Origin of the sequence: uncultured Dialister sp. (assembly GCF_900541605.1) — a bacterium.
GTDB lineage: Bacteria > Bacillota > Negativicutes > Veillonellales > Dialisteraceae > Dialister.
Genome location: NZ_UQKJ01000009.1, coordinates 13,507 through 33,877, shown reverse-complemented (window position 1 = coordinate 33,877; position 20,371 = coordinate 13,507). Strand labels below are relative to the sequence as shown.

General features: G+C 51.4%; 18 protein-coding genes and 2 other annotated features. Of the genes, 6 read left to right on the top strand and 12 right to left on the bottom strand.

Annotated elements, in window-relative coordinates:
- Window positions 1-1,101 precede the first annotated feature (1,101 nt).
- Complete coding sequence (gene menC / locus QZR21_RS01485) at window positions 1,102-2,214, bottom strand: o-succinylbenzoate synthase (protein ID WP_296973351.1); 1,113 nt, start codon at window positions 2,212-2,214, stop codon at window positions 1,102-1,104.
- A gap of 184 nt (window positions 2,215-2,398) precedes the next feature.
- Window positions 2,399-2,629: a binding site (T-box leader), on the top strand.
- 34 nt (window positions 2,630-2,663) lie between these two features.
- Window positions 2,664-2,900, top strand: a binding site (T-box leader).
- A 64-nt stretch (window positions 2,901-2,964) separates the two neighbouring features.
- Here menC and QZR21_RS01480 point away from each other — a divergent pair.
- Genes QZR21_RS01480 through QZR21_RS01455 form a run of 6 tightly spaced genes read left to right on the top strand, consistent with a single transcriptional unit; the run spans window position 2,965 to window position 7,999 of the window.
- On the top strand, window positions 2,965-4,113 hold the full coding sequence (locus tag QZR21_RS01480) for an amidohydrolase (protein ID WP_296973349.1): 1,149 nt from the start codon (window positions 2,965-2,967) through the stop codon (window positions 4,111-4,113).
- A complete protein-coding gene (locus QZR21_RS01475) occupies window positions 4,106-5,131 on the top strand; it encodes a methionine ABC transporter ATP-binding protein (RefSeq protein WP_296097128.1) in 1,026 nt (341 codons plus the stop codon). Before QZR21_RS01480 ends, QZR21_RS01475 begins: the two co-directional genes overlap by 8 nt.
- On the top strand, window positions 5,131-5,793 hold the full coding sequence (locus tag QZR21_RS01470; protein ID WP_296097130.1) for a methionine ABC transporter permease: 663 nt from the start codon (window positions 5,131-5,133) through the stop codon (window positions 5,791-5,793). The genes QZR21_RS01475 and QZR21_RS01470 overlap by 1 nt, the downstream gene beginning before the upstream one ends.
- Window positions 5,794-5,809: 16 nt before the next feature.
- Window positions 5,810-6,658: a MetQ/NlpA family ABC transporter substrate-binding protein gene (locus QZR21_RS01465; RefSeq protein WP_296097132.1), complete on the top strand. Its 849-nt coding sequence runs from the start codon at window positions 5,810-5,812 to the stop codon at window positions 6,656-6,658.
- Window positions 6,659-6,680: 22 nt separating this feature from the next.
- Window positions 6,681-7,595, top strand: a complete 915-nt coding sequence (locus QZR21_RS01460; RefSeq protein ID WP_296097135.1) for a dihydrodipicolinate synthase family protein — start codon at window positions 6,681-6,683, stop codon at window positions 7,593-7,595.
- Between the two features lie 2 nt (window positions 7,596-7,597).
- Window positions 7,598-7,999 (top strand): PPC domain-containing DNA-binding protein, encoded by a 402-nt coding sequence (locus QZR21_RS01455; protein WP_296973345.1) that lies wholly within the window; start codon window positions 7,598-7,600, stop codon window positions 7,997-7,999.
- Window positions 8,000-8,084: 85 nt separating this feature from the next.
- Here QZR21_RS01455 and QZR21_RS01450 read toward each other — a convergent pair whose 3' ends face one another.
- The 11 genes from QZR21_RS01450 to QZR21_RS01400 form a co-directional block, all read right to left on the bottom strand.
- Window positions 8,085-8,951, bottom strand: a complete 867-nt coding sequence (locus tag QZR21_RS01450) for a transporter substrate-binding domain-containing protein (RefSeq protein WP_296973343.1) — start codon at window positions 8,949-8,951, stop codon at window positions 8,085-8,087.
- A 9-nt stretch (window positions 8,952-8,960) separates the two neighbouring features.
- A complete protein-coding gene (gene alr / locus QZR21_RS01445) occupies window positions 8,961-10,055 on the bottom strand; it encodes an alanine racemase (protein ID WP_296973341.1) in 1,095 nt (364 codons plus the stop codon).
- A gap of 246 nt (window positions 10,056-10,301) precedes the next feature.
- Entirely contained in the window at window positions 10,302-11,420 is a 1,119-nt protein-coding gene (locus QZR21_RS01440; protein WP_296097141.1) for an ABC transporter ATP-binding protein, read from the bottom strand.
- Between the two features lies 1 nt (window position 11,421).
- On the bottom strand, window positions 11,422-13,212 hold the full coding sequence (locus tag QZR21_RS01435) for an iron ABC transporter permease (protein ID WP_296097143.1): 1,791 nt from the start codon (window positions 13,210-13,212) through the stop codon (window positions 11,422-11,424).
- A gap of 106 nt (window positions 13,213-13,318) precedes the next feature.
- Entirely contained in the window at window positions 13,319-14,485 is a 1,167-nt protein-coding gene (locus QZR21_RS01430) for an ABC transporter substrate-binding protein (RefSeq protein ID WP_296973338.1), read from the bottom strand.
- A 647-nt stretch (window positions 14,486-15,132) separates the two neighbouring features.
- Complete coding sequence (locus QZR21_RS01425) at window positions 15,133-16,113, bottom strand: Sir2 silent information regulator family NAD-dependent deacetylase (protein ID WP_296973336.1); 981 nt, start codon at window positions 16,111-16,113, stop codon at window positions 15,133-15,135.
- Window positions 16,094-16,900 (bottom strand): protein-ADP-ribose hydrolase, encoded by an 807-nt coding sequence (locus tag QZR21_RS01420; protein ID WP_296097149.1) that lies wholly within the window; start codon window positions 16,898-16,900, stop codon window positions 16,094-16,096. Before QZR21_RS01420 ends, QZR21_RS01425 begins: the two co-directional genes overlap by 20 nt.
- Complete coding sequence (locus QZR21_RS01415; protein ID WP_296097152.1) at window positions 16,893-17,525, bottom strand: 4Fe-4S binding protein; 633 nt, start codon at window positions 17,523-17,525, stop codon at window positions 16,893-16,895. The genes QZR21_RS01420 and QZR21_RS01415 overlap by 8 nt, the downstream gene beginning before the upstream one ends.
- 104 nt (window positions 17,526-17,629) lie before the next feature.
- The gene (locus QZR21_RS01410; protein WP_296097153.1) at window positions 17,630-18,070 is read right to left on the bottom strand and encodes an Rrf2 family transcriptional regulator; all 441 of its coding nucleotides are present in this window, start codon (window positions 18,068-18,070) and stop codon (window positions 17,630-17,632) included.
- 69 nt (window positions 18,071-18,139) lie between these two features.
- Window positions 18,140-18,772 carry an NAD(P)-dependent oxidoreductase gene (locus tag QZR21_RS01405; protein WP_296097155.1) on the bottom strand — a complete coding sequence of 211 codons (633 nt, stop codon included), beginning with the start codon at window positions 18,770-18,772 and terminating at the stop codon, window positions 18,140-18,142.
- Between the two features lie 852 nt (window positions 18,773-19,624).
- Window positions 19,625-20,053 (bottom strand): DNA starvation/stationary phase protection protein, encoded by a 429-nt coding sequence (locus tag QZR21_RS01400; RefSeq protein ID WP_296097157.1) that lies wholly within the window; start codon window positions 20,051-20,053, stop codon window positions 19,625-19,627.
- Window positions 20,054-20,371 lie beyond the last annotated feature (318 nt).

Sequence of the window (20,371 nt, the reverse complement as noted above, 5' to 3'; positions counted from 1 at the left end):
ATTTGTAGTGAGCGTAGCGAGCGAAAATCCAGTGAGACACTTTCATCGCGAAGGTGCGAGTCCTGCAGAGGACTCGCAAGCCAGTCGCAAATTGGCGCTTTTACTGCACATTAAAGCGCCTTCCTTTTGTCGACTGGCCGAGATCGTGGGGACCGCGCCAGCGGTGCGCAGCGAACTGCATTCGTAAGGAGCCGCAGGCGACTGAGAATGCAGTGAGTCGCTTTCCCCTCGCGGGTGGAGGGGTGCCACCGGGATTTAATGGGTCCGCAGGGCCCGATCTGCTCAAGGCACAAGGCTCCGTCCACGCGCATGTTCATTATCCACCCAGACGCCGCAGGGAAGACGTCAGACAGGATCAGCCTGCGGCGCATCCAACCGCTAACCTCCGTCGCCTGACGGCGCCACCGCCGGGCCCTGAAAGGAAGGCGCCTTAGTGTGCAGTAAAGGCGCCAACTTGGGCCCGGCTCGAGGGTCCTATGCAGGACGCCTCGCCTTCCCAAGGAAGGAGGCTAACGAACCGCGGCTGCGCCGCTATTGGAATCCTGATGACTCTGTCCCCAAAACGTGAAAATGACTCTGCACGAGGCCCCTTCCTTGGGAAGGGGCTCCCGCCAGGGTGGGGTTAGCTGATGGGAACTGCTGGGTTTGGCCCGAAGGGCCTATCCCAATCTATCGTCTATCTTCTATCATCTATCCATCTAACAGCCGGACCGCCAGCCACCGATTGTCTGATTCAATTGCCACACATCGGCTATCCTGCTCAAGGCACAAAAGCAAGAGTTGAGGTCCCGCGGCTTCGCCGCAATTGGAATCCTGATGAAAGCGCCGCAGGCTGAATATCCCGATCTCGGTCTCGGACTCGATCTCAAAAAGGGGGTGCATTCGCCGCGCAGCGGCTGACCAGCTTTCCTAGACGCTAGTCGCTAGCAGCTGGAAGCCCCCACCCGTTCGCACGACACTCAGCCACAGGACCCCCGGCCCGGAGGGCCTGATCTGCTCAAGGCTCAAGGCTGAAGGCTCAAGGCTGAAGGCTCAATGCCCCGCCCAGGCACACGCAAAAAGCACGGATTCCCGGGAATCCGTGCTTTTTCATTGCTCTCTTTATTTAAAAATCCAATGACCCGCTTCCATCTTGTCGATCTGTTTTTCATCCACATCGTAGTGAATGCCATTTTCTTCATCCGGCACGATGATGGTGCAGCGGTCGGTGATATCCACCATGGGGCTGGTGATATCTTCGTCGAAGTACCGGTTCGCTGCCGCCACGTCGTGGGCCAGTTCCGTGAATCCCGGCAGGCTGGCGAAGGATACGTTCTGGGCCCGGCCGATGCCCAGTTCCGTCATTCCGCCGCACCATACCGGCAGTCCATGGGCCAGGCAGAGGTCATGGATCCGCTTGCCCTCATAGATACCGCCGCAGCGGCTGGACTTGATGTTGATAACCTTGCAGCTCCCCAGGCGGATGGCCGCTTCTGCGGCTTCGTAGGAAACGATGCTCTCATCCAGGCAGATCGGCGTCTCGATAGCCTTCTGGAGGGTGGCGTGGTCCACGATGTCCTCTTCTCCCAGGGGCTGCTCGATATACTGGAGATGGTATTCATCCATGGCCCGGAAGAGGTCTATGTCCTTCAGGGTATAGGCGGAGTTCGCATCCACCGTGAGGGTGATGTCGCCGAATTCCTTACGGATGGCCTTCACCACTTCGATATCCCGGCCCGGATGGATTTTGATCTTCGTCCGGTGGTACCCCTTGGCCAGGTACTCATCGATTTCCTTCAGGAGCACGTTGATATCCTTCTCGATGCCCAGGGAGACGCCTACCTTGATTTCCTTCTGGGTCCCGCCGAGAAGGGTCTTCAGGGATTTCCCGGTCCGCTGCACCATGAGGTCCCACAGCGCATTTTCCACCGCCGCCTTGGCCAACCGGTTTCCTTTGATGTAGGTGAAACTCTTCATGAAGCTCTCCGGGCTTTCCACTTCTTCGTGGAGAATCTTCGGGATAATGATGTCTTTCAGCACATGGAGCACCGTGCCATTGTCTTCGGGATTGTAAAAGGGTCCGTAAAAGGCCTTGCATTCCCCCCAGCCGATGAGGCCTTCGGAATACACCTTCACCAGCAGGGCATCCCGGTTCACAAAGTTCGTGAAACTGGTACGAAAAGGATGTTTAAAGGGATTCAGCACCCGGATAATATCGATGCGGTCAATTCTCATGGGATTCCTCCTTCACAGGAACATAGAGGGTAATCAGATTTTTCCCATTTTATCATTGTTGACCGGCCAGTGCAATGGCAGCGTATACTCCCACCATTTTGAAAAGGGACCTGCCCTATCCATGAAATGGTAACATATTCTTCTTGACATTTAATTTCCGTGATGTTACATTAAGTGCAACACTTTCAAGGCAATGACGAAAAAGAGTACCTGAAGGAAATGTCAGAGCGAGTCCGAATGGTGGAAGCGGATACAGGAAATTCAGTGAAGTGCGTTTCTGAGCCAGATTGATTGAAGTCCAGTAGATGAATCCGGGAGTTCCCGTTACAGAACAGGGGTATCCATGATACCCGATGAGATATATGCAGCAATGTATATGTAAAATTAGGTGGAAACGCGAATCCTCGTCCTGATGGAACGGGGATTTTTTGTTACCAGAATAGAATGATTGACCGGCGATGATAAAACGAGTAGGCTTCCCACCTCCCACGCAGAGAGTCCGGAACGGTGAAATCCGGGCAGGGAGAAAAAGCTGAAGTGCCTTTTGGAGCTGATGCATTGAAATTCAAGTAAATGATCCGGGAGACGCCCGTTACAGCGCAGAAGTACAATGACGTACTTTTTGAGCCATATATGGTGACGTATATGGGAATATGGGTGGAATCGCGAAAACTTTCGTCCCAAAGCGGCGCAGCAGGTGCGCCTCTTTGGTGATGGAAGTTTTTTTATTTTCCGGAAGGAGCGTAATCGTTGGATTTAAAAGAAATCGAAGAAACAGCAAGGTCAGAATTTATATGGTTTCACCAGCACCCGGAACTTTCGGGGGAAGAAGTGGAAACCACAAAACGGATCAGGGATTTTTTATCGTCCCATGGCATAGACATGTATGATACGCCAGACCTCAAAACCGGCGTCATCGGAAAGCTGGGAAACGGCAAGGGACCGACAGTGGCCATCCGCTGTGATATAGATGCCCTCCCGATCCAGGAAAAGACGGATCTTCCCTACCGCTCCCTGTATGATGGAAAAATGCATGCCTGCGGCCATGATTTCCACGCTGTCACTCTCATGGGCATCGCCCTGGCCCTGAAGGATGAGCCCATTGATGGGACCGTACAGCTCGTATTCCAGCCGGCGGAAGAAAATCTCGACGGTTCCCGGGACGTGCTGAAGACCGGTGTCCTGGACCATACGTCCGTGATTTTCGGCCTTCACTGCTCCGCCATGTACAAGAGGGGCACCATCATCACCAGGCCCGGCGCCATGCATGGAGCAACAGCTACCTTTAAGGCTGTATTCCATGGAAAAGGTTCCCATGCCTGCCGCCCCCAGCTGAGTATCGATCCGGTCCTCATGGTTTCATCCTTCGTCATGAACGGGCAGACCGTAATCAGCCGGAACCTGGACCCCTTCCATTCCGCCCTGGTCAGCATTACCCATATCCAGGCCGGCACAAACACCAATGTAATCCCGGAGGACGGTTTTGCAGAGGGGACAGTGAGAGCGGTCCGGGAGTCTGACAGAGCTTACATAAAGAACCGGCTCCGTGCCCTTTCGGAAGGAATTGCCCGTGCCTATGGCGGCGAAGCGGAATTTCTCTGGGAAGACGGAAGCCCTGCCACCAATAATGACCCCGAATGGGCTGTCTTTGCCAAAGACCGGGCCCTGGCGCTTCGTCTTCCCTTTGCCGAAGCGCCGGATAACCTGGCCGGTGAAGATTTTGCCTTTTACCAGCAGAAAATTCCCGGAGTTTTCATCCAGATCGGCACAGGCCTGTCGCCAAAGAATCACAATCCCTGCTTCCGGGTAGACCCGGATACGCTCCACGAATCCATTCTGTACGGCAAAGATCTGGCCCTGGCGGCATTAGAGAAACTCAGAGGTAAGAAAAGTGATTGAATTCAAAAATGTAACAAAAATATTCAAAACAAAAGGGAAAACCGTAAAGGCCCTGGATCACGTGAACCTCACCATTGAAGACGGAGATATTTACGGAATCATCGGATTCAGCGGCGCCGGAAAATCCACACTGATCCGTATGATCAACGCCCTGGAAACACCGACGGAAGGTGAAGTCATGGTGGATGGAAAGTCGGTGGGCCGGCTGTCCTTCAATGAAATGCGGAAAGAGCGGCGGCATATCGGAATGATTTTCCAGCAGTTCAACCTGTTGAATTCAAAAAGCGTCTTCGATAACGTGGCCATTCCCATGGTACTGGCGGGAAAAAGCAAGCAGGAAATCAAAGAAAAGACGGAAAAGCTCCTGTCCTTCGTAGGGCTGGGAGACAAGGCCGATGTATATCCGGACCAGCTTTCCGGTGGGCAGAAACAGCGTGTCGGTATCGCAAGGGCCTTGGCCATGGACCCCACCATCATCCTGAGCGACGAAGCGACCAGCGCCCTGGACCCGGACACCATGACCGCCATTCTGGAACTGCTTCGGAAAATTAATCGGGAAATGCATATTACCATCGTCATGGTAACCCACCAGATCAAGGCTATCCAGCAGATCTGCAACAAGGTGGCTGTCATGAAGGCAGGGCAAATCATAGAAAGCGGCGATATTTTCACGGTCTTCAGCAATCCCCGGCAGCAGGTTACCGCCGATTTCGTACGCACCGTCATCCCTGACCAGGTCTCCCCATCCGTATGGCATCAGATTGAGACGGAGAAAGCTCTCCATTTCAAGGTTTTCAACTTTAAATTCCTGAACCAGAATGCCACAAGCAGCCTGATCTGGCGAATCAATAAAAAATTTCAGGCAGAAACAAGAATCCTCCACGCTGCGGTGGCAGAACTGTGCGGCCACCCTGTGGGTATCGTTATCCTGCAGATTATCGGCAGCGATGAAGAAATAGAAAAAATCATCAGATTTGCAGAAGAAAATGGCGTCGTATGCTCGGAGGTGAAACAATAATGAGTCTTTCTGTCATTCCTGTGGGTGATATTATCACCGCATTGAGAGCCACCTTTTACATGGTCAGTATTTCCCTGGTCATCGGAACGGTGCTGGCCTCTATCCTGGCCCTGGCCCTTGTCCTGACCAACGAAGGGGGCCTTCTGGAAAATAAACCGATTTTCCTCATCCTGAATACACTGGTGAACCTGGTACGAAGTGTGCCGTTCATCATCCTCATGGTATTTATCTTCCCGCTGACCAAGTTTATCGTCGGCACCCGCATCGGGGCAACGGCGGCCCTGGTCCCGCTCATCGTTTTCATTACTCCCTACATGGCCCGGCTTTTCGAAAACAGCCTTCTAGGCGTTGATAAGGGCATTATCGAAGCTGCCAAATCCATGGGTGCTTCCTATTTCCAGATCATCTGGCACTTCATCCTTCCGGAAGCAAGGAGCTCCATGATCCTGGCAGTCACCATAGGGACCATTTCCCTGATTTCCGCCACCGCCCAGGCCGGAGCCATCGGTGCCGGCGGCATCGGCGATATGGCGCTGACCTATGGCTATGAACGGCTGAACCTGCCGGTCATGATACTGACGGTTGTCATATTAATTGCCATCGTCCAGACTGTACAGACCTTAGGCAACTATTTTTCAAAGAAATCCCGTGTCCATTCATAACAAGGAGGAAACAATCATGAAAATCTGGAAAGCAATCGGGGCATTATTGGTCAGCAGCCTTTTACTGGTCACCGCAGGCTGCGGCGGTTCTTCTGACAGCCAGAAAGCATCCGCTGACCAGGGTACAAAAAAGGTATTGAAATACAGGGTCATGCCTACAGCCACATCGGACCTTTTTGAGGCTGGCGTAAAGCCTATCCTGGAAAAGAAGGGATATAAGCTGGAAGCCGTAAACATTAAGGACTCCGTACAGCGCGAAATGGCACTGGAAGAAGGCCAGATCGATTTCCATGTGGACGCCCACCAGGCCTGGATCGATGCTATCAATGACAGCAAGGGCACCCACCTGACCACCATCCTGGCAACCCCCACCGTTCCTACGGGGCTCTACGCAGGCAGTAAGACATCCCTGGACCAGGTAGCCGATGGCGATACCATCCTGGTACCGAATGATGCTTCCAACCTGGCCCGTTCTTACCAGCTCCTCAGCCATCTGGGCTGGATTACCCTGGATCCCTCCAAAGATCCGAACCATGTGACGGCGGCAGATATTACTTCTAATCCGAAAAATCTGAACTTCAAAGAAATGAAGGGGCCAACCATCCCATCCGTAAGAACCGATGCCGCTTATATCATCCTGCGCGGTTCCGATGCCTATAATGCAAAGATTGACTTCAATTCCGTCCTCTATCCGGAAACGGAAAAGGACATTAACGATAAGATGTACATGGCCATCTGCATTAACGAGAAGAATAAAGACACCCAGTGGGCCAAGGATCTGGTGGCTGCCTATAAGTCGCCGGAATTCAAAGATTTCATGAAGACCCAGGGCAGCTTCTGGATTCTTCCGGACTATTTACGATAATTATTATTCAGGAGGTTTTATTATGGCAATGAATTTACAGGGTTCCTGGGTAGCTATGCCTATCCCCTTTACCGCAAAAGGCGAAATTGATTTTGATGGATTCAAAGTGCTCATCGACCGGCAGATCCGGTATGGCACAAACCAGCTCTTCGTCCTCGGCTCCGCTGCTGAGGTAACCCTTCTTTCCCTGGAAGAAAAGAAGGCCATCGTCAGAGAAACAATCAAGTACGTAAATCACCGGATCCCGGTCTTCTTCAGCGCCGCTTCCGCAACAACGGAAGGGGAAGTAGAATTTGCCAGATTCCTGGAAGATGAAGGGGCGGATGGCGTCATTTTCACCATTCCTCCCTATGTACTCATTCCCCAGGAAGATGCGTTCATCCATCTGGACACCTGCATGGGCTCCACCACTCTTCCCTGCGGCATTTACAACAATCCCTCCCGCCTAGGTGTCCAGGTGGAACCGGAGACCATCCAGAGGCTGGCCGCAAAGCATAAGAACTTCGTAGTAGATAAAGAAGCTACCGGAAGCGTATACCAGCTGGTACAGGTACAGCGCCTGACGGAAGGAAAAGTAAAAATCATGTGCTGCGATTCCCCCTGGTACTCCATTGTCCTCCCCACACTGGCCGTAGGCGGCACAGGCCTTGCCAATATCGGCGGCAATATTATCCCGGAGGAAGTGGCCAGATATGCGCGCCCCTGGACTTCCACAGACATCATGAACGAAGGACGGGCAGAATATTTCAAATATTTCCCTCTCCTCATGGAGCTCTATGAAGTATCCAATCCGGTGGTCATCAAAGCAGCCCTGAACCTCCTCGGCCTCCCCGGTGGCCACGTACGACGTCCTTACCAGGACTATGACGGTGAACCGCTGAAAAAGCTGGAAAAGGTAATGAAAGATCTTGGCGTACTGGATAAATATGGAGTCTGACCGTGGATAACTGGTACGAAATCATTGTCGATACAAACGAAGATATTCTCCAGACCATTGACCGGTACATCGTCGAAAAGGGCTGGGAAAGCGCAGTCATCGTCAACGCCATCGGCTCTGTGAAGGACCTGGTCTTTGCCACACCCATACGGAACGAGTTGCCCCTGAAAGTCGGGTCTACTCCCTGCCTGGGAGCCGCTGAAATCCTTTCTTTCACCGGTGAAGTCATGAAAAAAGAACTGATGGACGAGGACCTGAAAGCCGTGTACCCCAAGACTGACAGCCCCCTCTTCATCCATATCCATGCCAGCTACGCCAGGGCCGGCGGGCAGGTCATGGGCGGCGGTCTCCGCGGAGGCCGGGCCTTCCGTAAACTCCGCATCTTTGTACGGCCGGTACAATAACGTGGGTACAGCCTGAATGGCTGTATCAAAATGAAAAAGGAGAGTCACATCCGGTTGTTGTGACTCTCCTTTTTTGTCCATTATTTCACTGTTTTGCGTTTTCTACGGCTTTCTTGCTGGCTTCCTGGACCCACTTCTCGAAGTTTCCGTTATCCGTATTCTCCTTGATTACTTCGTTTACCACTTTCATGAGTTCCGGATTACCCTTCGGCAGGGCTACTACGGTGTACATGTCCTTAGATGTGGCGAAGTTCACATCGGACAGGACGAGGTCATCGTTGAAAACAAGGTACTGCTGAGCCACGATGTCCTGTACCACCAGGCCATCCACTTTCCCGTGTTTCAGCTCCATCACCACATCCGGCACGTGGTCCAGAAGAACCAGTTTCGAGTCCTTCAGTTCCTTCTGGGCGATGGCTTCCTCGGTAGTTGCCTTCTGGGCGCCTACGATTTTCCCTTGAAAATCGGCGAGAGTCTTGTATTTACCGGCATCTTCCTTTCTGACCATAATCTTTTCATGGGCCGGCAGGTAGCCATCAGAGAAATCCATGGATTTCTTACGTTCTTCAGTAGCATTGATACCGGCAATGGCCATATCCACTTTACCAGCAGTGAGGGAAGAGAGGAGGGCTGTGAAGTTCGAATCCGCCACTTCCAGCTTTACCCCCAGCTTATCGGCAATCTTCTGGGCCAGTTCCATATCCACGCCGATGATGACTTTATCCTTCTTGGAGGCGTCAATGAATTCATAGGGCGGATAGCCGGATGCAGTTCCTACGGTAAGTACCCCTTTCTGCTTGATGGTATTCAAAAGATCAGCCTGCGCCTTAGGTGCCGAGGCAGCTCCCGACTTGGCTGCCTGTCCCCCGCCGCAGCCTGCAGCCAGTGCAATGGCCCCTGCTGCTACTAATCCGATAAAAATCTTTTTCATAAGTCCCTTGTTCATCATCATTTTCCTCCCTCAGATATATCTCTTCTCCAGACACCGAAATCCTCCCAGGAATTCGTGTACATTGGCGTCACACATTTCTGCCAGGTTCGTGGCCCTGATTTCCAGGCTTCCCTGTTTTCCTACCAGCACCACCGGATCTCCTGTTTTTACAGATGCATCTGCTTCTACCATCATTTGGTCCATACAGATGAGTCCCGTGATTTTTCGCATTTTCCCCTGTATCAGTACCGATGCCTTGCCAGAAAGACTTCGTCGGTAACCGTCCCCGTATCCTATGGGTACCGTGGCCACATACATATCACCCGGAGCCTCAAAGGTGCCGTCGTAACCAATGGTTTCCCCTTTCTTCACTTTCTGCACGTGGATGACCTTGCTCACCAGGGAAAATACCGGCTCCAGGGGAAGGGGATGCGCCATTTCCTTTGATGGCTGAATGCCGGTGATAAGGCATCCGATACGAACCATATTGAACCAGGTTTCTTCCATATCTTCTGCCGCTGCGCTGTCGGCCGCCGAAATCAGGAGACCTTCCGTATCGCCAACCGCCAGAAGGGCCTTCTTAAACAGGTCCAGCTGCTTCCATGTCCGGCTCTTATCTCGAAGTTCCGGTTCAATGAAATGGGTAAAAAGGCCACAGAGCTTCAGGAAGGGAAGTGCGCGGATTTTGGAAACCAGGGCTTCCGTTTTTTCGACAGAGGCACCAATACGATGAAGACCAGTGTCTACCGCTGCCATGACCAGGGCTTTCTTGCCCAGCCCTTTGGCAGCTGCTTCGAGGGCCTCTGCGTCTTTTTCCGTATCCAGGGGAATCAGGAAGCCACCCTGTACAGCATCTTCCCACTCTTCCTTCGGAACAAGACCCAGTATCATAATGGGAGCAGTAATTCCGTTTTTTTGCAAAAATGAAGCCTCCTCCACTCGGGCCACGCCAATCAGGGAAAATCCATGGGCCAGTGCAAGTTCCGCGGTTTTCAGTGCCCCATTTCCATAGGCATCATTTTTTACTACTGCCATGAGCTGCACATCCGGAGGGATATGGGCCCGGATGGTTTTTATGTTATGGATCATTCTGGCTGTATCAATCTGTACACAGGAAGCTTCCATGGCTCTGTCTCTCCTTCCCCGCTTTAATAATTATAAGTAATTTAGCATAATAATTCATATAAGTCAATAGAAATCGCAATATTTATGGAATTTTATGTATTATTATGCATTTATACAAATTTTTCTTTTTCTGGGGTGACTGCGAATCTGATTAGAAAAACAAATTCCCCCCAATACCTTCCGGAGATCTCAGGGTATTATAAAACCGGGCACCTCGAAGGTGTCCGGTTTTAATGTTTTATTGAGTTACAGGCTCTGCAGGCTTCCACTGGCAATCCGCTCCTGGTCTCCTTCTTTTCGGAAGAGATGGTTGCGATTGGAGCGGAAACGGATTTTTACGGTGTCATTAATTCGGAAATCGCTGTCTCCAAAGACAACGGCTGTCAGAATAAGGCCGGCGGTTTCCAGTTTCACTACGGTTTCCATGCCGCTGGGGAGAGTAGAGTAGACTTTGGCTTCCAGGCCGCCTTCATCCGTAATCTCTATGTTTTCCGGACGAATGCCCAGTGTCAGTATATCCCCCTGCCGGGTATCTGCGTTTCCCTTCGATGTGAAGCGTACTTTATGGCTGCCCATATCCAGGACCAATATATTTTCCCTTTTCTCCTCCACCTTTACAGGAATGAGATTGATACTGGGGTTCCCAATGAAATCAGCGGTGAAAGCGTTGGCCGGCTCATTGTATACGGTGAGGGGCGGTGCAAACTGCTGGAGTTTTCCCTTCTTCATGAGGGAAATTTTTGTCGCCAGCGTCATAGCTTCCAACTGGTCATGGGTCACGTAAACAAAAGTGGAATCCGTATCCAAATGGAGGCGCTTCAGCTCTGATCGCATTTCCATACGAAGTTTCGCATCCAGGTTTGATAGCGGTTCATCCATGAGCAGGATACGGGGACCCGTGGCCAAGGTACGGGCAATGGCCACCCGCTGCTGCTGGCCGCCGGAAAGTTCCGCGGGATAGCGGTTTCCATATTCTTCAATTTTCAGCATTTTCATGAGCTTTTCCGTACGCTGGCGGATCTTGTCCTTATCCCATTTCAGGTTTTCCAGACCGAAGGTGATATTCTGGAGCACCGTCATGTGGGGCCAGAGGGCATAGTTCTGGAACAGGAATCCCACATTCCGTTTCTGCGGCGGCACATCGATACCCTTTTCCGCAGAAAATACGGTTTCCCCATCGATGAGGATTTCTCCTTCCGTCGGTGTCTCCAGTCCCGCTATCATGCGAAGTGTGGTGGTTTTGCCGCAACCCGAAGGGCCAAGGAGGGTAATAAAGTCACGATCCCGGATGGTCAGGTTTAAATGGTCCACCGCATTGATATGGTCGAAGGTTTTTGTGACATTTTTCAGAATAATTTCAGGCATATTAACCGATCCCCTTATCTATGGAAGCTCCGGTGAGCTTATTAATAATCCAGTTAACGAAGAGTACGACGAATACGATGAGCAGGTTGATGGCGTTGGCATACTGGTTCCAGCCCTTTTCATTGTACTGGAAGAGCATGGTCGTCAGTACAGCGGTGGACGGAGTCACCAGCAGGATAAAGAGGGACAGTTCTCTCATGCAGGAAATAAAGGGAAGCAGGTATCCGGAAAGGATACTTGTCTTCTGGATAGGAATAATGATACGCACCATCCGCTTCCACCAGGGAATGCCCATAATCATGGCGGACTCTTCGATTTCACTGCCCAGTTGCAGCATGCAGTTAATGCCGGACTTGGAGGCAAAGGGCAGGTATTTCACAGTACCGATAAGGGCCAGGATAGCAAAGGTCCCATAGAGAGCCGGAATCGGTCCCCGGGGCACGCTGAACATGGACAGGTAAATAGCGCCAAAGGCCATGCTTGGGATAAGGTATGGGAAGAAGGTGAGGTGGCTCACAGCACCGGAAAGGAAGGTTCCCTTCTTCCGGACAATGGCATAACCTGCAAGGATACCGATAGTACCGGCACAGAAAGCGCAGACCACCGAGAGCACAAGGCTGTTCATGAGTCCATGGTATACACTGTGATTTCGAAGGATACCCGGTTCCCCATTGGCAATGTCCGTAGACCCGGCACCGGTCCAGAATACGGTACTGAAGTTGTTCAAGGAATAATTTCCCGGTTCCACGATGAAAGATTCTACGGCAAAGGTAATCAGAGGTACTACGGTGATGCAGACCAGTAAAATAGAAAGGCCGATGGAGAGAGGCATCCGAAGTCCCCGGAGCTTGACGAGGGAAATCTGGGAACTTTTACCGGTAATGGTGGTATAGGATTTACGACCGTCCAGTACTTTCTGATTCACCAGCATAATTCCCACGCCGATAAGAATAAGCACCAGGGCCATCACATATCCGTAGCCAGGATTCAATCCCTGGAGCGTACGGTACAACTGAGTCGTGAGGACCTGGTACCGCACGGGGGCTCCCAGGAATGCAGGCACGGCAAAGGCACTCATGGAGCTGGAAAAGGCCAGAAGAAATGTGGACAGGATGGCTGGCTTTACCATGGGCAGGGTGATTCGCTTCAGTATCTGCATACGGGATGCATGGAGCAGCTGGGCCGCTTCTTCCAGATTTGCATCCATATTCTTTAATATGCCGCCAATCAGGATATAGGCAAAAGGAGCATAATGAAGTCCCTGGACCACGGATATGGGAAAGAAACCATAGGCGAACCAGTTGGGCGTCACAATGCCCGTAAGGGATGTAAAGATGCCCGGAACACCGCCTACAAGGGGATTCCGGAAAAAATCCAGCCACGCCAGGGCCAATGTCCAGGACGGCATAATGTAGGGCACCACGAAAAGGGCTGACAGGAACGATTTATATTTGATATCGCTCCGGGTAATAAGCCAGGCCATGCTGCCGCCAAGGCCGATGGAAATGGCGCAGGTAGCCAGGGATATAAGGATGGTGTTCCACAAGGGCTTATAAAAAATATTGACACTGTTGGAACCGTCCATGAGAATTTTACGCCAGTGGTAGTCAGTAAAGTCCCCTGCATGGGTGCCATGGATGCGCATAACTTCTGATGAATGGACAGTCACCGTATCCAGCACGATGGAAAGCAGGGGCAGCAGTGTCAAGAGCACAAGGGCCACAAAAAGGACCACAAGAATTACATTGTAAGGCTTCCGGAAAAACATGCGGAGCCTCATGGAAATACTCATAGTAAGACCTCTCCCAAAGAACAGAAAATCCGGGCCTCGGGAGCACTCTGATGTTTCTTGAGAGTGTCATCCCATCAGGTCCCGGTATTTTCCCTATAGATTCAGATCAGATAAACTGGCTGATGAATTCTTCCACTTCCGCACGATGTTCAAAGATATACTGGGGATCATCGCCTACGAGAACCTTTTCCCATTCTGCAAGAGGTTTATCTCCCTTAGCCACACCAATGGTGGTATTGCCGGAGTATGTACCCATATCGGAAGCCCAGCTCTTGAAGCCTTCCTGGGTCATGAGGTACTGGATGAACAACTTCGCCGCTGCCGGATGTTTGGCACCCTTCACCATGAGCAGGTATTCCAGATAGTAGAAACCGGAGTAAGGATTGATATTATCCGCCGCTGCAAGGGCCAGATTCTTCTTGTCCTTATAGCGGATCTTGGAATAGTTCAGGAGACCCACCGATGTATTATCCTGTCCCTTTACGCCAATGGATTCGGTCATGGATGTATCACTGGAGCCCATGACAAGACCATTCGTGAAGGCCAGCTTAATCCATTCGTAGCCTGCATTGGGCGTCGTCAGTTCCAGTTTCTTATGATAGTAATCTTCATAGGCCTTGGCCATTTTGTCCGCCACTTCCGGCTTCGTCAGCATGGTCAGGAAATTGGCATTGATTCCTTCCTGCATGGGGCTCTTGAAGAAGAATTTCCCCTTCATGGATGGATCCGTCAGCTGCCAGATATTCGTAATGGGGCAGGGTTTGCCGTTTTCATCGTTGTACATGAATACTTTGTTCATATAGGCAAATACGAGGGGGCTCTGGTTCTTTTCAGGAATCTGGTCCTTCAGATCCGCCGGAATGTAGTTTTCCAGATATCCACTGGCGAGAAGTTCCCCGTAAACACGGCCGGAATCCTGACAGATGACCACATCCGCACCGTCCGCATTGCCCTTGACTTCCGTTGTCACCTTGTCAATCAGTTCAAAGTCCTTCATGTCGCTGGCTTCTACTTTGATACCGTATTTCTTCTCAAAGTCAGCGCCTGCCTTGGCTGCACGGCTGGTGATGGAGTAAACCTTGACCACTCCTTCCTTTTTGGCCTGGTCCACAAGGTCCGCTTCCTTTTCGCTCTTCACCTGCACAATATTGATGGAAGAAGTGCCGGAAGCTGCGCTATCCGCTTTCCCGGATCCGCCTCCGCATCCTGCTACCATCATAACCGCTAACCCTGCTGCCGCTGCAGCAATCAGACAACGCTTAAAACGATTCATTTTGCCCTCCTGTGAGTCCATGTATGAAGTTGAATAGGGTGTTTGACAGTTTATTTACATAAACATGACAAACTTTACAAATATTATATTCCATTCATTGGGAAATAACAATTTCCGGATTCATAGAAGAAATTTATGGTTCCGTATAAAAGATATTGGGTATAAAATAGTCCCTTTCCAACAAAAAATGCCCACAGACTTCCTGCCTAAATATCGGTGTGGCATACCGGTGGGCTTTTATCAGTGGCGGTTGTGTAGTTGATTGTACATGCAAACTGACGGAGCATTGAGCCTTCAGCCTTGAGCGGAACAGCCGCTATGGAGCAAATGAATCAGACAATCGGATAGTTGGCAATCCGGATGATAGAAGATAGATGATAGAAGATAGAAGATAGATGATAGATGATAGATGATAGACGAGGACAAGCCCTTCGGGCCGGGTCTTGTAGCCAGGGGACGGGGACGTGCGAACGGATGGGGACCAGCTTCCAGGGAAGCCGGTCAGCCGCTTCGCGGCGAATGCACCCCTTCTGTCAGCTTCGCTGACATCTCCCCCACAGGGGGAGACAAGTTTCAGCCTGCGGCGCCACCGATGGGGTTGTCCGGCGTCTGACAGCCCCCAGCCTGTCCTGCCAGCCCCCTATCCATCAAAACCGGGAGAGTACCTCTCCGATGTCTCCATCGATGCAGATGCTCCTGTCTTCCAGGATTTTGGGGCAGAAGGCTTCTCCGTAGTTGATGCAGGCGTACCGGGCCTTTTCATTTTCCTTTGTCATCTGCCAGAAGGGGTATTTGATAATGACCGGTGTATTGGCGCCTACGCCCAGTTCCAGGTACAGCATATGCTTTCCTTCGTGGCTGTGCAGGAAATCGGCATAGGCTGCGGAGGCTTTGAACCAGCCTTCATCTTCTACAAAGAGGTCATCGGATCTGAGGTTCAGGGTCACTTCGGAGCCGTCATCGGGGCATCTGGGGATGAGGCTGGCAGATATTTCCATAGACACGGTTCCCCGGACCGGTTTGTGAAACAGGCCATCCTCGCCCCGAACGAAGCCTTCTGCTTCCATGGCTTCCATGACCCAGGATTCATTATCATAGGTTTTCTGGTGTTTCATACTCTGGAAGAGTCCGTAATCTCCCTGGGTATAGAAGAGCCGTTTTTTATCGAAGCCCGCTTTCTGGAAACAGTGGTCCACATTGGTGGTCACCACAAAGTAATCGGTATCTTTGACCAGGGAAAGAAGCTGCCGGTATACCGGCTTTGGCGGTTCCATGTACCGGTTAATATAGATATTCCGTGCCCAGAAGCCCCAGAATTCTTCTTCCGACGGGTAAGGGTAAAACCCGCCGGCATACATGTCATGGAATCCGTATCGCCCGGCGAAATCGGAGAACCATTCCCTGAACCGTTCTCCGCTGTAGGTATAGCCTGCGGATGTGGAGAGGCCGGCGCCGGCTCCGATGACGATGGCATCGGCTGTCCGGATTTCCTGCGCCAGTTTTTCCACATTGTCAGCCTTTGTCCCTTTTCCCCGGGACATATGCCTGTCGCAATCCTTCAGTGCCATCAGGCCTTTATGAATGGTTTCCCTGTATCCATTCGGTGCTTCATTCCAGTATTTCTTCATAGTATTTCCTGTCCTCCTCTTTGAAAACATTAAAAATCACCCGATCCATGGCCCCCGGATGGCCTGCGAGCCAGCGGGTCACCGTATGTACAGCGATTTCCGCTGCCCGACGGCCGGGGAAATGAAAGACTCCTGTGGAAAGGCAGCAGAAGGCCAGGGTCCTCAGCCCCTTTGTCCGGCAGAGTTCCAGGGTATTCCAATAGCAGTCTGCCAGGTCCTTTTCCAGGGCTTCCGTGAGATAGCGGGAAACGATGGGTCCCACGATATGGATAATTTTCCGGGCGGGAAGGTTAAATCCATCGGTCAGGAGGGGGATGGCCGTGGGCTGTTCATAGTCCCTGCCCCATTTTTCCCGAAGTCCGTTCATCTGTCGAAAGCATTCCGCCCTGAGCTCAATGCCTGCATAGGTATGGATACAGTTATCGATGCAGCTGTGCATGGGTATGAAACATCCCAGCATCTCGGAATTGGCTGCATTCACGATGGCATCCACGGAAAGCCTCGTGATGTCCCCCTGCCAGAGGGACAGGCATCCCCGGATGGCAGGAATATCCGAAGGTTCCACGATTCCTTTTTCCCGGGCCCGTTCTTTCAGGTAGGCATCCTGTACCCGGAGGACTTCTTCATCCATCTTCCGGGGAAACCGGATATTCATCAGGGAACGGAGCAGGGCCCGTTTCCCTTCCCGGTCCTTCGGCGTCGGAAGGTTTCTGTATTCCCGGGAGTCCGCTTTGAACTGTTCCACCAGGAAATCAAGCCGTTTTTCCTGTTTCTCCTTTTCATCCATGGAAACACCTTCTTTCTACAGCCCCTGCCGGACAGAGGGCCCGGCAGTTTCCACAACGGAGGCAGTGCTCCTGGACAATGCGGAAGGGAATCTTTCCGGTGAAGATGCAGTGCTGCGGATAGGCATCCACGCATTTCCCGCATCCCACGCATCGGTCTGTAATAAAATAACCGTCTTCCTCCTTTTTCCCACCGCCGAAAGTAAAGGAGTCCCGTTCCACGGGCTTTTTTGAAAGGTCAAACCATTCCCCCCTGCCTTCATAGATCTGGAAGACCGAGAGAGCCTTTTGGGATATTTCGGTGGGATAGATCTCCCACATATACCGATTCTTCCTGAACAGGTCCGACCTTTTTTCTTCTCCCAGTTCACGCACTTTCCCACGAATCGACAGGGCTTTCCGGGTCATGGTATTATCTCCCCAGAGGCCTGTGAGAGCCAGGAATGGCCTCTTTTTCAGTCGATCATAGAGGGATTTGCCCTTTGCCGTCATAAAGTAGAGGCTGTCCCCGTCAGTATCCATCATGTCAATAGCTGCCGTCACCGGCAGTCCCTCTTCATCCACCGTGGCCACAATGGCCGTATGGATGACGCGGACCAGATAGTCCAGATAGTCCTTCGTTTCCATTCCTCTTCCTCCTTTATAAGGAAACATCGGCTCCATACGGCAGCCAATGCTCCGGTCTTATAAAAAGAAGGGCTGTCATTGTGCAACAGCCCTTCCCGATCCGGTCAATGACCGGCAGCTACTTCTTTTCTGATATCCGATTCCACATCGGCCACCGTAATGCGGCGAAGTTCCGCTTCCATGGCATCCTGTACTTTCCGGAGCTTCCCGTCCAGGGCCCTGTGGATATTTCTTCCCACCGGGCACCGGATGCTCGGATTTTCGTGGAAGTGGAAAAGGCCCCGGTCGTCCACACATTCTACGGCCCGATAGACATCGTAAAATGTAATTTCATCGAGCTTCCTGGCCAGGCGGATGCCGCTTTTCCCCTGGCTCGTCTCAATGAGACCGGCGGCCTTCAGGTTTCCCATCACATTTCTGACAATGACGGGGTTGGCGCCAACACTGCCAGCCAGGAAACTGCTGGTCACCTTCATGGTATCTCCGAAGTAGTCGATGGCCGTAATAATATGTATGGCTATGGTGAATTTGCTTGTGATCTGCATGATACATCCCTCCTCCTATACCTTATCCTGCGGCGGAGAAGATGTCAACGTAAAGATTACAGGTTCTCTTCACGCCCTGACCACGCTGATCCGCTGACCCACATGGGCAGCTTTCTCGATCTCATCCACCAGGGCGATGGCATAGTCCGCATAAGAAATGATCGATTCGCCCCGGCTGTTCGGTGCAAATTCCTCTCCGTGAAGTTCATAGGCTCCGGTTCTTTCGCCGTCAGCCTGGAAATCAGCGGCCGGGCTGATATAGGTCCATTTGACCCCTTCGGTGGCACGAAGTTCCGCCAGTGCCAGGCCGTGGGCTGCGCTGACAGGCTTGAAGGCATCCGGAAATTCCGGAGAAAGTTCTACGGTAGAGGTATGTTCCTTATTCGTATACAGGCTGCCTGCACCGCCAACTACGATAAGGCGGGTATCGGTCCCCTTCACCAGGTCCGCCAGATAGATGGCAGCCTTCGGAATCACATACATGGTTTCCAGGCCCCAGGCACCGGCAGCATCCACCACTACATCGAATTTCTGCAGGTCTTCTGCCGTCAGTTCAAAGATGTCCTTCTTCCGATAATCCTTCGATGCTGTATTGTTCTCTTCGTGACGGCCAAATACCGTGACTTCATGACCCCGTCCCAGTGCTTCTGCGATAACTTCCTTTGCAACCCGTCCATTTCCTGCTGCTACTGCAATTTTCATTTGAGTGTCCTCCTTGTTGGTAAAATGATTTGTTTATCATGTAACTATCTTGATTACATGTATAGTATAGCAGTGCAGTTCTTACTTGTCAATATAAATATTACAGGTTAGGAACTTTTTTCTTCATCAGGTTGGCAGAAAAATAAAAAGGCCTGTCAGCCTGCGATAATTTGGGCTTCAGGCAGGCAGCCGCTTCGTCGCAAATGCACCCTGTTCGAGATCGAGGTCGAGACCGAGATCGAGATATGCAGCCTGCGGCACTTGTGTGGCTGAGTGCCGTGCGAGCGGGTGAGGGCTTCTAGCTGCTAGCTGTTAGCAGTCAGGAAAGCCGGTCGGGCCCTTTGGGCCGTTTCCATCAGCTAACCCCACCCTGGCGGGAGCCCCTGCCCGACTTCGCAGGGAAAGTGTCTCACTGATTTCTCAGTCGCCTTCGGCTCCCTATGAATCCAGTTCCCTTGCCACCCGAGGGGAAGCGTGTCACTGCTTGAAATGACGTTTAAGGGATGGGACAATTAACGGGAATACGACAAAATAAATGCCCACAGGACCGGGCCGGAATTCCGGCGCCCGGTGCCTGTGGGCATCTATCGTCTAAGGAAGCGCTGATTAAATCGCTGTCAGATTTCATTCTTGGATTTTTATGCAATGCAAGGAATAATCCGACGCGAATAGCGAGCTATTTAAGGAGGATTATGACGAAGCAGTGCATAAAAATCCTTATGAAATCTGACTCTGCGAATTAACCAGTGCTTCCTTAACATCTCTGCGGCGGAGCCGCCGGCAGGTTTCATAAGGCGGCGCTATATGAATCGTGCGCCGCACATCCATTCCTCATTCCTAATTCCTGATTATTTACTTCAGTACCTGTCCCAGCATCCAGATTTCTTTGTAGAAGCTTTCGATGTAGTCGTCCATGAGGGCGGAGGTGAGGTAGTCTCCTTCTTCGTCGGCTGCTTTCTTTACGGCCAGTACGTCGTCCCGGAGTACTTTGAAGTCTGCGAGGACGGAAGCGAAGGCTTCTGCCGAGGTGACTTCTTTGTTTTCCGCTTCTTTAATGGCGGAGATGGCGAGGAATCCTTTCAGCGTGGATTCCGGTTTCAAAGACAGCTTCAGCATGTCTTCCGCCACGCCGTCCACCATGCCGGCCACCATGTCGTAGTAGCTTTCCAGTTTCGGATGGTCATCGAAGAAGTGGTAGCCTTTGAGGTACCAGTGATAACTCTGGAGTTTGTGGTATTCCACCACCAGGTCAGCGAGCAGTTTGTTCAGTAATGTTTCCATGATTGTTTCCTCCTTGAATAACGATTTTGTCTTTGTGATTTTCAGAAATCATATTGATTTCTCTCGATTTCTGATATCATTATATCGTTAGAACCGGAGGAATAATAGCAATATTTTGTTTATTTTTATAATAATATCGTTTATTGATGGAGCTCAGATTTGAACTGTCCCACTGCTCGAAATGAAAGAACAGGGCAAAAGGCCAATGGTGAAAACAGGGGTCAGAATCGAAATAGAATCAATTCAACCCTTCCAACCCATTCAATCTCTCCAGCCAAAGGAGGATATCAGTAAGCTGTCAGGAAAGATGATTCGCCT